At 43.5% G+C, this 12,193-nt stretch carries 22 protein-coding genes; 1 reads left to right on the forward strand and 21 read right to left on the reverse strand.

Annotated features, from left to right (window positions below):
* Nucleotides 1–52 precede the first annotated feature (52 nt).
* Nucleotides 53–496: a hypothetical protein gene (locus FBF61_RS22515; protein ID WP_138481633.1), complete on the forward strand. Its 444-nt coding sequence runs from the start codon at nucleotides 53–55 to the stop codon at nucleotides 494–496.
* Here the strand turns inward: FBF61_RS22515 and FBF61_RS22520 are convergent.
* From FBF61_RS22520 to FBF61_RS22620, 21 genes are all read right to left on the reverse strand, one after another.
* Nucleotides 484–798 carry a hypothetical protein gene (locus tag FBF61_RS22520; protein ID WP_138481635.1) on the reverse strand — a complete coding sequence of 105 codons (315 nt, stop codon included), beginning with the start codon at nucleotides 796–798 and terminating at the stop codon, nucleotides 484–486. The two genes, FBF61_RS22515 and FBF61_RS22520, sit on opposite strands and share 13 nt — an antisense overlap.
* Nucleotides 799–803: 5 nt before the next feature.
* Nucleotides 804–1,088 carry a hypothetical protein gene (locus FBF61_RS22525; RefSeq protein WP_138481637.1) on the reverse strand — a complete coding sequence of 95 codons (285 nt, stop codon included), beginning with the start codon at nucleotides 1,086–1,088 and terminating at the stop codon, nucleotides 804–806.
* Nucleotides 1,085–1,330, reverse strand: coding sequence for a hypothetical protein (locus FBF61_RS22530; RefSeq protein WP_138481639.1), 246 nt, complete (start codon nucleotides 1,328–1,330; stop codon nucleotides 1,085–1,087). Before FBF61_RS22530 ends, FBF61_RS22525 begins: the two co-directional genes overlap by 4 nt.
* 254 nt (nucleotides 1,331–1,584) lie before the next feature.
* Entirely contained in the window at nucleotides 1,585–1,833 is a 249-nt protein-coding gene (locus tag FBF61_RS22535; RefSeq protein WP_138481641.1) for a hypothetical protein, read from the reverse strand.
* A 10-nt stretch (nucleotides 1,834–1,843) separates the two neighbouring features.
* Entirely contained in the window at nucleotides 1,844–2,149 is a 306-nt protein-coding gene (locus FBF61_RS22540; RefSeq protein WP_138481643.1) for a hypothetical protein, read from the reverse strand.
* 31 nt (nucleotides 2,150–2,180) lie between these two features.
* A complete protein-coding gene (locus FBF61_RS22545) occupies nucleotides 2,181–2,564 on the reverse strand; it encodes a hypothetical protein (protein WP_138481645.1) in 384 nt (127 codons plus the stop codon).
* Nucleotides 2,565–2,973: 409 nt separating this feature from the next.
* The gene (locus tag FBF61_RS22550) at nucleotides 2,974–3,624 is read right to left on the reverse strand and encodes a hypothetical protein (RefSeq protein WP_138481647.1); all 651 of its coding nucleotides are present in this window, start codon (nucleotides 3,622–3,624) and stop codon (nucleotides 2,974–2,976) included.
* A gap of 44 nt (nucleotides 3,625–3,668) precedes the next feature.
* The gene (locus tag FBF61_RS22555) at nucleotides 3,669–3,869 is read right to left on the reverse strand and encodes a hypothetical protein (protein WP_138481649.1); all 201 of its coding nucleotides are present in this window, start codon (nucleotides 3,867–3,869) and stop codon (nucleotides 3,669–3,671) included.
* 69 nt (nucleotides 3,870–3,938) lie between these two features.
* Nucleotides 3,939–4,169, reverse strand: a complete 231-nt coding sequence (locus FBF61_RS22560) for a hypothetical protein (protein ID WP_138481651.1) — start codon at nucleotides 4,167–4,169, stop codon at nucleotides 3,939–3,941.
* 61 nt (nucleotides 4,170–4,230) lie between these two features.
* Nucleotides 4,231–4,521 carry a nucleoside triphosphate pyrophosphohydrolase family protein gene (locus tag FBF61_RS22565; protein ID WP_138481653.1) on the reverse strand — a complete coding sequence of 97 codons (291 nt, stop codon included), beginning with the start codon at nucleotides 4,519–4,521 and terminating at the stop codon, nucleotides 4,231–4,233.
* A 22-nt stretch (nucleotides 4,522–4,543) separates the two neighbouring features.
* On the reverse strand, nucleotides 4,544–4,978 hold the full coding sequence (locus FBF61_RS22570; protein ID WP_138481655.1) for a hypothetical protein: 435 nt from the start codon (nucleotides 4,976–4,978) through the stop codon (nucleotides 4,544–4,546).
* Nucleotides 4,975–5,403 carry a hypothetical protein gene (locus FBF61_RS22575; protein ID WP_138481657.1) on the reverse strand — a complete coding sequence of 143 codons (429 nt, stop codon included), beginning with the start codon at nucleotides 5,401–5,403 and terminating at the stop codon, nucleotides 4,975–4,977. The genes FBF61_RS22570 and FBF61_RS22575 overlap by 4 nt, the downstream gene beginning before the upstream one ends.
* 10 nt (nucleotides 5,404–5,413) lie before the next feature.
* Nucleotides 5,414–6,304, reverse strand: a complete 891-nt coding sequence (locus FBF61_RS22580) for a hypothetical protein (protein WP_138481659.1) — start codon at nucleotides 6,302–6,304, stop codon at nucleotides 5,414–5,416.
* A gap of 2 nt (nucleotides 6,305–6,306) precedes the next feature.
* Nucleotides 6,307–7,278 carry a DUF4373 domain-containing protein gene (locus FBF61_RS22585; RefSeq protein WP_138481661.1) on the reverse strand — a complete coding sequence of 324 codons (972 nt, stop codon included), beginning with the start codon at nucleotides 7,276–7,278 and terminating at the stop codon, nucleotides 6,307–6,309.
* A gap of 54 nt (nucleotides 7,279–7,332) precedes the next feature.
* The gene (locus FBF61_RS22590) at nucleotides 7,333–7,623 is read right to left on the reverse strand and encodes a hypothetical protein (RefSeq protein WP_138481663.1); all 291 of its coding nucleotides are present in this window, start codon (nucleotides 7,621–7,623) and stop codon (nucleotides 7,333–7,335) included.
* A 194-nt stretch (nucleotides 7,624–7,817) separates the two neighbouring features.
* Complete coding sequence (locus tag FBF61_RS22595; RefSeq protein ID WP_138481665.1) at nucleotides 7,818–8,312, reverse strand: DUF4494 domain-containing protein; 495 nt, start codon at nucleotides 8,310–8,312, stop codon at nucleotides 7,818–7,820.
* A gap of 68 nt (nucleotides 8,313–8,380) precedes the next feature.
* Nucleotides 8,381–9,481, reverse strand: coding sequence for a phosphoadenosine phosphosulfate reductase domain-containing protein (locus FBF61_RS22600; protein WP_138481667.1), 1,101 nt, complete (start codon nucleotides 9,479–9,481; stop codon nucleotides 8,381–8,383).
* Between the two features lie 134 nt (nucleotides 9,482–9,615).
* Nucleotides 9,616–10,059 carry an ASCH domain-containing protein gene (locus FBF61_RS22605; protein ID WP_138481669.1) on the reverse strand — a complete coding sequence of 148 codons (444 nt, stop codon included), beginning with the start codon at nucleotides 10,057–10,059 and terminating at the stop codon, nucleotides 9,616–9,618.
* Nucleotides 10,056–10,277 carry a hypothetical protein gene (locus FBF61_RS22610; RefSeq protein WP_138481671.1) on the reverse strand — a complete coding sequence of 74 codons (222 nt, stop codon included), beginning with the start codon at nucleotides 10,275–10,277 and terminating at the stop codon, nucleotides 10,056–10,058. Before FBF61_RS22610 ends, FBF61_RS22605 begins: the two co-directional genes overlap by 4 nt.
* A gap of 180 nt (nucleotides 10,278–10,457) precedes the next feature.
* The gene (locus tag FBF61_RS22615; protein WP_138481673.1) at nucleotides 10,458–11,207 is read right to left on the reverse strand and encodes an MBL fold metallo-hydrolase; all 750 of its coding nucleotides are present in this window, start codon (nucleotides 11,205–11,207) and stop codon (nucleotides 10,458–10,460) included.
* Nucleotides 11,207–12,169 carry a recombinase RecT gene (locus FBF61_RS22620; protein WP_138481676.1) on the reverse strand — a complete coding sequence of 321 codons (963 nt, stop codon included), beginning with the start codon at nucleotides 12,167–12,169 and terminating at the stop codon, nucleotides 11,207–11,209. The genes FBF61_RS22615 and FBF61_RS22620 overlap by 1 nt, the downstream gene beginning before the upstream one ends.
* Nucleotides 12,170–12,193: the final 24 nt, after the last annotated feature.

The raw sequence follows: 12,193 nt of genomic DNA on the forward strand, positions 1-12,193 counted from the left end.
TTTCAGCCGGAATAGAACCACCATACCCGCCGGTTATATCAGCCAGCTTTGAATGGCTAAAAATTACTCTCTCGCGGCTCACCTTATACACTCTGGACTTCAAATGATCTGGAAGAGATTAAACATCCAAAGAAACAGATCTGCTGAGCGGGTGTATAGTGACAATCAGGTGATCTTTAAAAAGGTAGCGGCTTCTCTTATCCGGCAGTACGGTATCGAAGTCACCTTTGAAGATTACACAGCAGCAGCTGAAATGCTTATTTTTTCCCTGGCAGAAGATCCTGTTGTTTACTACCAAGTGATGCTGAGTACAGGACACACCCCAAGACCAGTTTCTTCCCCTGATGGTGGCGTAACAATCGTAGATGCTGATCCCTCTGAGAGAATGACCCACACCCAGGCCGAAGAGCTCATGCATAACATCTGGAAGCATAGAGGTATGGCTTTAATGCATATCAGGGAGAGGTTTGCAAGGGATTTACCTCAGGCGGAGTAGCCGAGTGAACGGATGAAATCGACCAATTTGAATGGGTTCTCAATACTTAACATTTTGTGATCGTAGCTTACCAAAATATTTCCATTGTACTCAATTGTCATGACCATTGGGATTCCAGAACTTCCTATTTTAATCTCATATTGAAGCTTTATAAATCCAAGATTTGACGTTATCCGAGGTGAATTCCGGCCTTGAAACTGGTAATTAAATATCTTCTCGCAGCTTTCCAGATCCCCTGCTAGTTCGCTAAGGGGTTTGTAGGTGGGTTTCTCGAATACAACTTCAATTGTTGGTGATTTCATTCTTTTTATAAAATAAGTGACTTGATCTCAATGAAATCATTGAACTCGATTGTAATTGGTTGCTCGGAGACATCTTTCAATATGCTTGTAAGAGTTCGAAGACTGCTGCCGTAATAGGTGTTTTGGAAATAAGGCTCCTTGCTTTCAACTGATAGCCTTTCACCGAAACCTCCAATGGTTAAATATCCATTCTCAATCTTCGCAGAGTAAGCCCCTGTAACAGGTCGGAGGGCTTTAAGGAAATTGTACAGCATATCGCTGCTACAAATGATCTGGGTTTTATTATTCATTTTCTTCCAATTTTCTGTTTATACCATGTGATAGCAGACTCCCAAGATTCCTGAGTATTATTTCCTCCGTTTTCTTTGTACCAATCACTCCATGCATGGCTGATTTCTTCTTCGCTGGGATCGATACAGGAGAGGGCGTAGGCTTTCGCAACAGACTCAACGAGTTCTAATTGTTCGTTCGTGAGTGGTGCAACATGAGCTTTCCGCTTCTCGTCGGCAAAGATCTCTATGAATTTTTTCATGGTAGTTCGATTGGTAGGTTTTCAAATATTTTTTCAAAAAATGCACTACCCTCTGCTATTCTCTCCCTATCCGCTTTCACAGCTTCCCGGGCGTAGTGGTCGGCGAAAAGTTCGGCGGCTTCTTTATAAAACCGATATATTGCATTTGGGTATCTTTGTTCCAAGTACCAGAAAGAATCAAATCCGTGCGACTTTGCCACGTCCTATTTGAAGTCGTCAAATGTTTTCTTTTTCATGTTCCGTTTGGTGAAGGGTTAAAGCCTAACTTTCTTAAAAAATTTCACCATTTCAATACAACGATCGCAAGTTATCTTCCCAATTTTATCCTCAAACTCAGCCGCTCCTTCCCCGAATCCAAATACCTCACCGCCGCATAATGTTCTGTGTGCATCTCCGAATGAATTTACTAAATGCCATTCACTCCCCCATATAGGATCTCCTTGTTCATTTGTTTCAACGGCCTCGCCATCGTCTGTTGTTAAAAATCTTACTACGTGACTCATAGGGGACGGGTTAAAATTTTGGATCTTCATGATATGTGACAACAGCACGTTTTTCTTTTTTTATTGGCTGATATTTCTCTGGCAGAAACTCTCCAAATTCCTCAATAAATCTGTATTTCAATATTGAATGATACGATTTGTTGACATTAAACTCTCCACACTTAAACATATTCCAAAACTTTCCACGACTAAAAATCGGATTGGCTTTTGCTGGCTTCTCCCAATCTTTAACCTCTGTTTTTGCTTTTAAAAGCATATCTGAAATAGCCTCGTTGCTGATCGTTTCAGATAGTTCTCTTGCTCTTGTTTTGTTCATCTGTATTATCTATTTAGTGTTTAACCCTGCATCATTGAGGCGGGGAGGATTGAACTGTTACTTCGCGTACGAAGTTTGGATTGTTGTGTGAATTGACGAACTGCAAAACCACTTTCCACACTGCTTCGATTTTAGTATCGCCTACTGACCTGAATATCAAAACTCCACCGGGATGACCAGATAGTTTTTTAATCTGAGCAACATTTGCGTAACTATGAACTACAAACGAATCCTCGCCTATTGCTTCGATCTTTTCAACTACTGACATGAGCCAGTTCCAGTCCGAATGATATTTCAATCCATTGTTTTGATACGCATGTTCCATAGCGTATAAATACGGGTCTTTCGATTCCCTGGCTTTTTCTAGGTACCGATTAAAATCGGCAAGTAGCTTATTTCCTTCAATTGTGTCCATACCTTTCTTTTGTTTAACCCTGTGATACAGGGAGGGGGTTAGTAATAAATTTGGTAGCTATATCGGTAGCAAAAACTACAATGTCAGTTAGTTCATATTCATACTTGATCCCTTCGATTATTAAAGAATATCTTTCCATAATAGTTTTTGTGGTTTGGTTTAATATCCGGAGGTGATTAAAGGTCTTGCCAGTGAGTGGGAGTGTAGTATACGTACATATTGCATGTCAGATCAGTAAACCACAAACGGCCTTGCCGTACTAATCTTTGCTCATTTCTATCGCCACGTTCATCGCTGATTTTGGTTTTAATCAAGCGACCTTCGGGTGCTGTTTGGATTGGTTGCCACTCGCATCTCTTTGCTTCTTGTGCTATTGTCTCCATAACTCAGGATTGGGGTTGATTGGTTGTCATATTTCAGTAACACGGGTATAACCATCGCTAATCAGGCATCCCATGGCTAATATTTCAATTTCATTATAGGTGAAAACAAGAGCCTTTTCGCTCTTTTTGGAAACAATCCATTCTTGATCTAGGAGGCCCAATAACTCTACCACATCTGAAACCTGGCTTACCATATCCATAAGAAATGAAACGCCATGTATTAAGTAGTACACATCGCTATTGTAAACCTTGATTGGCTTTGGCAGTTTCTTGCCGGGCACTTCTCCCATTCCATTACAGACATCACATGGGTGCTCATGCTTACACTCCCCACATTCAACATAACCTTCTCCTGAACAGGAAGAACAATCAACGGATTCGCGTTCAATTACTTCTTGGACATATTCATCCGTCATGAATTCACGCAAGAATTGAAAGTTGACTGAAACCGGACTGCATGGAATCAATTTCTCTAAAACTGGAATGAACTTGTCAGATTCTAGTCCGGTGTAATAATCAGCACAGTCCACTCGATCATGTGGCGCGCTTACGATCATGTGATAGTCTGTAACTAGATATCTTCCATGAAGAACACAAGGCTTACTTGCCCATTCGTGGGGGTTCTGGTCTACTTTAAGGAGATTCCTTAATGCTAAATCATCAATCAATGTCTCCATAACTCTTATGTTTAAACGTTTACTCTTTTTGTCTCCTCTAAAATTTAATCACGGTTCTGAGTGATTCTCGTGAGTGCAACTTTCAGATCAAGGGCGGCTCTCTTAACTGCGCCCGATTTATAAGTGCCTTCGACGTACTGATATTTCTGATCTTTTTGATTGATCACTTCGGCCTTCAAATCGAGTAAGCGGGACATAAACCTTTGCACTTCACTTTCGATTGATTCTATTTTTTCTATTTTCATTGTCTGATATGTTTAATGGTTATAGTCTTTTTGTCTCCTGGATCACTGTTCCACAATTGCGGATGAAGTCTAGTGGTACAGCTCCAACTTCGACCGATTGTACGCCTTCTTCCTTCTCACCTCGTCATTGTAAGCCGCCACGATGTCCTCAACGATCTTACACTTCACACCCGGATCATACGAACGGCGTAGTTTAGTTTCCCACCCATTTGTTTCTTTGCGCTGATACTGAGCCTGGTTCTGCCCTTCCTGACGGGTGATTATTACCCGCTCGTTATTGGAAATTGATACGTTTGTCATGATGTAACTTTTGGTTAATTAGGTAAATCGATCTGTGGATAAGCGCTTGTTCACCATCCATTTAAAACTGCTTTCGATTGATCCTTTCTTTTAATCTCGAAAGTTTTTGGTCAATAAAAACCTGAACATCTTCCTCGCCGACGATGAAGTTTGCTTGCTGGATCATGATATTCACATCAGCGACTTCCGATCTTAGATTGTTCAAGTTTTCCGGATTGTAAGGGTCGTTTCTCTCTAAATATTTGCCGATAGCCATGGCCAACTCTAAACATTCCTCTCGAACCATTTGAAGCTGTTTTTTCTCACCCCAGGTAATAATTGCCAAGTCTGTTATCTCTTTGTCGATAGTCATTGTTCTTCTTTTGATTGTGTAACTAATTCAAATCCGCATACTTCAAACTCAGCACCCTCGACCAGATCAATCCGAGCTGCTTCGCCCTCTTCGGCTGCATCTTGCACATATCATGGTGCTCTCGGCAAAGCGGGATCATGAATTTCTTCTGGTTTATCAAAATCCCCCGACCACCTGAATGATGACAATCAACTGCTTCGCTTTCACATCCTGGATACACACAAATTGAATTTTCTGCTTTCCATCCCGGAAGCTCTTTGCTGTACTTCCGATTCGCCGCGGCTACCTTTTTACTTTCTTTCCTGATCGGCTGACGTGGCTGCTTTGCTTTCTCCTTCCGTTTTGCCTGGGCCTTCAAATACTTCTCATCCGTTCTCAGCGCCTGATGCCAAGCAAGTTTACAATACCCACCACCGAACACGGGAAGAGTACAGTCAGGATGTTTGCAGGTTTTCATTGTGCAGGAACAGTCCTTTCCACAAACTGCAAATCCCCATCATGCGAGATCCTGAGCGGTATGTCGAACCGTTTGAAGTTCTTTGCGATTTCCAGCCAGAACAACTCCCTTTGACCGGCCGGAATCTCACCGCAAGCCATAGCCAGAACCAGTAGGTTGTGAAACAAATCTGTGATGCCCTCCATTTGTTCAGCTGCGGCACCGATATCTGAACCTTCTACCGATACATCCCAAACCGTCTGTTTTGCATGCTTTTCAAGCTCAGCCAGGAAACTATTGCCGGTTTGTTTAAGCTTCCTGCGGAACATGTTGGTGTGCTGCAATTGGTCGAGCATTCTGATCAGATAATGGACGGCGGCCGAAGTCGTTAGCGCTATACCCTTTTCGGTTTCAGTGAAGGGGCGGAGTTGTTGGGTTTGTTGCATGATGGATGTGTTAGTCTTCGGTTTCACTTTTCAAAACCTCCAAGAAGTCAGAGACTTTCGCGGTAATATTATCCATGAAATCATTGGCGTCTTCAAGTGTCTGACAGATATCTTTTAGCTTATCATGGACGATTAACCGCTGGGCCGTGGAGATTACAGATTCATCTTTCACCCCCGATTTCGTTGATTTCAGCAGCTCTGACATCGACCGGATCTTCCCTGAATCTTTTGCATCGATCGCGTCCTGCAGCATGATCTGGTTCGCCTTGAACATGTACCCCCACTTCTGCTCCTTGGTCAAATTCAGGTAGTCGAAGTCATTGAGAAGACTGTAAACAATTCCTCCGTAATCCTGGAATCCCGGCCCATCCGGCCCAGATCTTTCAAGCGCTAATTTGAGGGCCGAGAGTTTACTTGCAAACTCCTCCTCTACCGTCAACTCCCTGACTTCTTCCACTTGGTGGGACAATTGGGCCAGCTTTTTCATAACCGGCTTCTTCGTTTCTTCGATGTAGGCTTTGATCCACTGGACAAAGTTCGAAGGTGTGAAGATTACAGGCTGTCCCTGAGCGGTGTACTGTCCGTCCAATCCGTTTTCAAGCGCCCGGAAGATCTCCGATGATGTCAGGTTCGGGAACTTCATCAAATCTCCGTTCAGCTCACGGTTGATGACCTTTTGCTCGTCTTCGTCCTTGGGTTTGCTTCCCAATCGCGTACTAGCTTTAAGCACAATCGAAGGTATCATCCGGGCCATTTGCTCACTGGTCATCTGGCAGATCTTTGGGTTCTTATCCGCAGTCAGAGAAGCGGAAACGATTGAAATCTCCGACTGGCTCAGCTTACGAGCGACCTGCTCCGGGACAGTATTCTCAAATGCATCCCTGATCGTTAAATTGCTCATCTTCAAGTACTATTTAAAATATCCTGATAGGTCAAATACCCTCCTTCGTCCTGGATTTTCTGGTTGGCAGCCATCACTGAATCGTAGGTTTGTCCGATCTTTCCTCTGGGCTTTTCACTCTGGCTGTTCTGTTTCTCCCGAGTGATTTTTTGCTTCCAGCTTGGTAGCCAGTACAGAAAGTGCTTCTTGACGTCGGATTCGGAATGGACGACATAATTCACGGCTTTTTTATCCCTGACGAACGTGTCAATCGCGTCAAAATAATCCGATTGGCTGATTTTGTTCCCAATACATGCAGCCTCCATCAGCGTACTTGATGCCTTCAAAATTTCCTCCAACTCATCCAGAGTCGGGAGGGTCTCGCGCAACTGGGGGGGATTTTGTTTTATTTCTTCCCGGAAATCATCCCTGTTTTTTTTTATGAAATCAGGCAATGGATCATTTTCAGGTGTCGTCGTCGAATCAACTTCGTTTCGCGCTTCAGTAACTAGTTTGTTATCTACGTCTTCAGTTAATTCTTTACTTTCCTTTACTTTACTTTCTTCTTTTTTACTTTGTGGTATTTCTGTCACAGAAACTCCGGTTGATTCCTGTTTTTGTTGCTTTTTAGCTTGATTCTGCGCCATTAACTTCGCTTTATTCCGCTTCTCATAAACCGAACGAAGGTTGTTATCAAGGGTTTTGCTAAAAACTTGATCATTTTCAGAAAACAAAAGTCCCAATTTGACGCAGTAATCGATCACATCTTTTATTTCTGTCACAGAAACTCCGAAGTCCCCAGAAAGCAGCTCTAATTCCAACTCGTTGTCATTCCACCTGTTTTCCTCCGACGCAGTCAGCACTTCCAGAAACATGACCCATATTGCATAACCTGCTATTCCGAACTTTGATCTTATAGCTCTGACCTTTCGATGATTTCTCATATCGTTGTCATGGCTGAAATAATCAGCGTTATTTTTTGACGGTCTAGCCATAAAAGGTGACTTATACTAAGGGAAAGCAGACAAACGATTATAACTATACGTAACTCAAAACTGCCAGTTCAACAAGGGCTCAATGACCTGAACCGACTCGACTATCGACAATGGAATGGTCTGCGTTTTCAAACCGGCAGTCGTTCCAACAACCTTTCCGTGGTAATCCTGAATGCTCTTCTCTCCTTCGTATTCAATCTCAATCATTCCTCCGAAACTTCCGGAGCCTATGACTTCGCTTTTCAGGTTACCTTGGAAGACCAGCGGAGGGGCTGCATTGGGCGGGTTGCCTCCTTTGGTACTGACCTGAACCTTCTGCCCTACTTCAATTCGAGATGTAAACATATTTATATTTTGTTTTAGAATATCTTTAAACTATTAAAAAAATTCAATGTAATAACCGAACACGAATTAATGCACCTTATTACCTGTTAATGACTATTAATCATTCAAAAAATAGGAGTCAAATATAAATTAAATATATTCTGTTTTCAAATGTATTAATTTCTATTTTTTTCGATATCTAGCAGGATCGTTTTTTAAGACCCGGCTGCGGCTAGTACTTCTGACAGAGGCCGCAAATTCGCGGGTACCTCCTCGGCTTCCTCTTGTGAAACATGTGGGAACACTTCGAGAATTGTCGTAAGAGCGACCGATTCGACATCGTACGGGATCAGGAAGTTTCTCATGTTCTCTGTGATCCGGTCAAGGGCCTGTTGGACGCTGTCTGCGTTGACCAGCATGTTATTCACAATTCGTTTTTCTTTTCCATTGCGCTCATCGACTGAATGGTAGATAACCTTCGCTTTGAACCACTTTTCGCCTTCTTCATAGGTGAATATGTCTGCGAGTGGCATTCTCGTGATTCCGGTGACGGAAAAGTCACTTGCTCCGGTAGTGATCAGCTTGTAGGCTTTCGCCTCCGCTTCGGTGAAGGACACAGAATCTATCAGAAAGCACTCTGTGATTGTCTTTAACGCTCCGGCTTCATCCTCCTTTTGATAGCGGATGTTGGTTTTGTACCAGGTAGGCATGGTTGTGATTGGTTATGGTTAAGAAACAAATGTGTTGGTATAGGATTCGACGCTGTTAAAGTGTTGTATTAGTTATGTTCCTCAAATAGTGAGGTTTGGCAGTATCGACGAAATGGCTTATATGTAATTTCCATCCATTCCAACATCTCACCAATTCCGCATTTATTAACCATTACATTATAGAAAATCGGGTGACTTACTGCAAGCCGTTGAATACGATTGGGCTTGCCTTTCGGTTCGAGGTGTAGCCCGAAAAGACAGATAGTGCAACCCGTTTGCCTCTCGGCTGGAAGGTTCCGCATTGCGAGTGATCCGTCCAGCTGTTTCACTTCGACAGTTCTGTCATAATACACAGAGCAGAACCGGATTAAATGCAAGTCAGCGTAATCCCAAATGTCCTTTTCAGTCCAAATTGACAGCGGCCTGCAAGACTCTTTCCCTCTATCCCAAGTAATACAACCCGTTTTCATGTAGCTGACAGTTCTCTGATCAGATTCTTCAGCTAGCGTACCGACGATGGGAACGCGTCCGGTTTCCTTTTCATACCGTCTGAAAGGCTCCTTTTTAAAAATATCGCAGCATTTATCACTGACCAGAAAAGGCGCGTCCAATACTTTCAGCCAGCGATCCGGAATTTTGGACGCCTTGCTCACCGTCCCGTCTCGTTTGATTCCGGTAGTGTAAAGCCTCAATGTCGCTTCGTTTTTCGGATTGGGATTCGACAAATAACCTTTTGCCCTTCGGATCATCATAGCAATTTTCTTACTACCAATTGCCGCGCCCACTTCCTTTATCACCCTGGTAAATCCCATTTTCGGTTTCAGGATGATCACGCCATCGAACGTTTTTACATGTTCATCTATTTCAGGGAATTCTATGCCGGTTTTGCAATGCACATCAGGCGGTGACGGTTTTCCCTCAATCAGCGTCCGGTAAAGCAAACGGTATTCCATTCGAAGAAACTCACCCATCCGACCATCATGCAGGTCATCGATGATATGTTTCATAACCTGGCTATCCTTGCCGCCTGAAAACGCTTTGTAAACCCCGCGCTGCCCGAATATCTCAACGTAATCAATATATCGTTCAATAGCCCATTGAACCTTGTCCCAAAGCGGGAGCGCTTTTCGTTCATTAAGTTCTTTCCGGGATACCTTGTAATTGATCATAATGGTTCGACTCTGTTAAGGTTTATGATCTATTATTTTAAAAAGCCATTCAACCAAAAGCACCGGAGACAAGAAGATACATACAACTCCACCGGCAGCAAGCCAGATGAGCCCCAAAACGAATCTTACAAACTTTACCATGGGTTTTGAATAGTTAAAGGTTGAATACGCTCCCAGTTCCAAAAGCTCAGCGCACCTTTTGCTGGTATGGGTGCAGGAAACACAAACGGGTTCTCACATTTCCAGTAATACCGGTTTTCGCTGAAGTCTCCGAGCATTCGTTCCAGGGATTCGATTTGCATCGGTTCGTTAGTCGAGAACGTATCGGTGATATTCACACTTCCGATTACCATCCCCTGTTGGCTGCAAATTGTATGATACTCGCTGCCTGGGAAGAACTTGTCAGGGAATTCCTTTGTCAGCCAATTAAGCCAGAAAAGTCCGTCTGGTGTTATCCGGGCCGATGCGTGGATTGCGATCTCTCCTCGGTATTTGGTATTCCACGACCGGGTTTCGAATTTCTTAATGCCCAAGATGAGTAGGCCGGCATAGGGTTGTTGGATGGAGATGGCTTTCATGATTCGACGGATTCGGTTAAATTGAAATACTCCTTAACCCGCTCAATTCCGATTACATCGAGAAATTTATCATCGTCGATCCACTTTAGAATATTCTGGATTGTGAATTGATCGAGGATTTCTCCATCGCTGTGCCCTTGAATTTCCAGTCTGATTTGGCTACGACCAGCTGTCTCTATGTTCGCTTTCTCGCAATCAATTGATATTGTTCTCGGCATGATTTCTCTGTTTAACTGTTTACTTCAAAAACTCCCGAAGCCTCGGGGCCAGATGCCTTGTGAGCATGTCTGACAACATCAGATTACTTCCTAAACCCTTAACCTTTTCTTTTGAGGTCGTTAGCCAATCGGCTGCCCGAAGTATGTCGGGACATGTACTACTACTCAACGTTCGTTATTTCAGAAGGGAACACTCCCAAAATTTTCGATCACAAGCCCGGGTATTGCCACGTAAGTTTTCTTCCCGGTCATTTCCTGTACTTCCTTCTCAAATCTTCCTGCATGGCTGTTACTATCAGATAAGTGAATCAGGACAATATTGTTGACCTTCGATAAATCGTTCGCTTGAAGCAACTCTTTGCACGTTCTCAGACTCATGTGCGATTGAATGACCCGATCCCGCAAGAACTTCGGTGATACTCCGGCAGCAACTTTGTCCCGTAAGATCTGTTCGCAATAATTCGCCTCTATCATGATGTTGGTTAATCCCGGGAAAGTGTACTGACAGTAGTATGTGTCAGTCAAAAACAGCATGGTTCCTAATTCCTTGTGACGGATCAAAAATCCCAGTGGCTCGGCGGCATCGTGATTGACATCAAAAGCTTTTATAGAAAATTCACCGAAGCAGACCATGTTTCTATTTGAATTAAATGATACCGCATTATGGTGAACCCGAACACCCTCTGCATTTAATGTCCCGTCGGAGGCTGCGACTTTTATTCCTGAACTCAAAACTTCATGAACCGCTTTCGAGTGATCTTTGTGGTTGTGGGTTAGTGCGCAGCCAACAATCTTGTTCACTTTAAACCCGACTGCCTGTAATACTTGCTGAAACCTCACGCCACATTCCACCATTAATATTTCACCTGTTGACGATTCAAGAAGGTAACAGTTACCGGATGATCCGCTGTTGATTACTGTCAGCCTCATTAGAAACCAGGTCCGTCAATCGTCGCTTGCGCAGGCTCAGGCCTCCTTGAATTGTTGTTGACTGGTATCCCCTCTTGTTGCGTAACCTGGATCGTAACTGGCTCGGATCCTTGCGGCAATTGTTGTTGAGCTGATGGAATCTCTGAATATTCATCAAACTTGATTTCTTTCCTGTTGGCGCTTTGTTTGATTTCGGCCTTTACTCCTTCGCCTACCTGATCAATGTCTGAATCTTCTTTGTCGAAAAGGATGCTGTCATCCGAACTCCTGATCAAGAGCTTGCAGGCCCGGTTGATAACCGATTTTTGGGCCATCTGATCTGAGAATTTTGTATGTGCTGGCGAGTTCCCCTTTGCGGCGCCCTGCCCCCAGGCATTCAGTACCTGCTCCTTGCTCATTATTTCAACGTCACGCGTTCCATCTTCCAACTCGAATATGGCGTATACACCTTTAAAGGATGATGTTCCAAATTTTTCGAGAGATTGTGCATGCCGCAAAACCTTTCTTCTACCAGTTTCCGGGTTAACTTCCCATTCAAATTCGTCTCCTTCAAAAATAGTGTTGGCTTTGATCCATTTCAGGCTACCATACCTTTTTGCAAGGGCTATATTTCCTGTATACTCCGGATCACATGAAAGAGTATTCCCGTAGACGATAAAGTCGCATTGCTTTTTGAGTGGAGACAAGCCCCATACGACCATTTTTAATAGAGCGTTTGCAATGCTTGCCTGTGAGCAGACTTCAAGGGCCAATTTCCCATTTCTATCCTTAACCTCCTGAATGATGATCCAGGCGGCCTTCAAAGCGTTTCCCACACTGTAGTCTTTCGGAAGTTGAAGTTCACCCGATTCGGTAAAGGCTTCAATTTTGGTCATTACTGCACCGGTAATATCTTTTTCGGTCGGTTTTGCTACCGGCGCAGGTGTTTGGGGCGCCGGCGTATTTTGTGGTTGACTTGACATGATTGGTTAAAAGTTAAATGTGAT

The organism is Dyadobacter bucti (genome assembly GCF_005869225.1).
GTDB classification, from domain to species: Bacteria; Bacteroidota; Bacteroidia; order Cytophagales; family Spirosomataceae; genus Dyadobacter; species Dyadobacter bucti.

Bases quoted from the DNA above. Each gene is read 5' to 3' on its own strand.
- FBF61_RS22550 (WP_138481647.1), bottom strand. From the start codon at position 3,624: ATGGAGACATTGATTGATGATTTAGCATTAAGGAATCTCCTTAAAGTA.
- FBF61_RS22565 (WP_138481653.1), bottom strand. From the start codon at position 4,521: ATGACTATCGACAAAGAGATAACAGACTTGGCAATTATTACCTGGGGT.
- FBF61_RS22530 (WP_138481639.1), bottom strand. From the start codon at position 1,330: ATGAAAAAATTCATAGAGATCTTTGCCGACGAGAAGCGGAAAGCTCAT.
- FBF61_RS22570 (WP_138481655.1), bottom strand. From the start codon at position 4,978: ATGAAAACCTGCAAACATCCTGACTGTACTCTTCCCGTGTTCGGTGGT.
- FBF61_RS22525 (WP_138481637.1), bottom strand. From the start codon at position 1,088: ATGAATAATAAAACCCAGATCATTTGTAGCAGCGATATGCTGTACAAT.
- FBF61_RS22615 (WP_138481673.1), bottom strand. From the start codon at position 11,207: ATGAGGCTGACAGTAATCAACAGCGGATCATCCGGTAACTGTTACCTT.
- FBF61_RS22515 (WP_138481633.1), top strand. From the start codon at position 53: ATGGCTAAAAATTACTCTCTCGCGGCTCACCTTATACACTCTGGACTT.
- FBF61_RS22610 (WP_138481671.1), bottom strand. From the start codon at position 10,277: ATGCCGAGAACAATATCAATTGATTGCGAGAAAGCGAACATAGAGACA.
- FBF61_RS22595 (WP_138481665.1), bottom strand. From the start codon at position 8,312: ATGCCTACCTGGTACAAAACCAACATCCGCTATCAAAAGGAGGATGAA.
- FBF61_RS22590 (WP_138481663.1), bottom strand. From the start codon at position 7,623: ATGTTTACATCTCGAATTGAAGTAGGGCAGAAGGTTCAGGTCAGTACC.
- FBF61_RS22585 (WP_138481661.1), bottom strand. From the start codon at position 7,278: ATGGCTAGACCGTCAAAAAATAACGCTGATTATTTCAGCCATGACAAC.
- FBF61_RS22540 (WP_138481643.1), bottom strand. From the start codon at position 2,149: ATGAACAAAACAAGAGCAAGAGAACTATCTGAAACGATCAGCAACGAG.
- FBF61_RS22620 (WP_138481676.1), bottom strand. From the start codon at position 12,169: ATGTCAAGTCAACCACAAAATACGCCGGCGCCCCAAACACCTGCGCCG.
- FBF61_RS22545 (WP_138481645.1), bottom strand. From the start codon at position 2,564: ATGGACACAATTGAAGGAAATAAGCTACTTGCCGATTTTAATCGGTAC.
- FBF61_RS22535 (WP_138481641.1), bottom strand. From the start codon at position 1,833: ATGAGTCACGTAGTAAGATTTTTAACAACAGACGATGGCGAGGCCGTT.
- FBF61_RS22520 (WP_138481635.1), bottom strand. From the start codon at position 798: ATGAAATCACCAACAATTGAAGTTGTATTCGAGAAACCCACCTACAAA.
- FBF61_RS22580 (WP_138481659.1), bottom strand. From the start codon at position 6,304: ATGAGCAATTTAACGATCAGGGATGCATTTGAGAATACTGTCCCGGAG.
- FBF61_RS22600 (WP_138481667.1), bottom strand. From the start codon at position 9,481: ATGATCAATTACAAGGTATCCCGGAAAGAACTTAATGAACGAAAAGCG.
- FBF61_RS22560 (WP_138481651.1), bottom strand. From the start codon at position 4,169: ATGACAAACGTATCAATTTCCAATAACGAGCGGGTAATAATCACCCGT.
- FBF61_RS22575 (WP_138481657.1), bottom strand. From the start codon at position 5,403: ATGCAACAAACCCAACAACTCCGCCCCTTCACTGAAACCGAAAAGGGT.
- FBF61_RS22605 (WP_138481669.1), bottom strand. From the start codon at position 10,059: ATGAAAGCCATCTCCATCCAACAACCCTATGCCGGCCTACTCATCTTG.
- FBF61_RS22555 (WP_138481649.1), bottom strand. From the start codon at position 3,869: ATGAAAATAGAAAAAATAGAATCAATCGAAAGTGAAGTGCAAAGGTTT.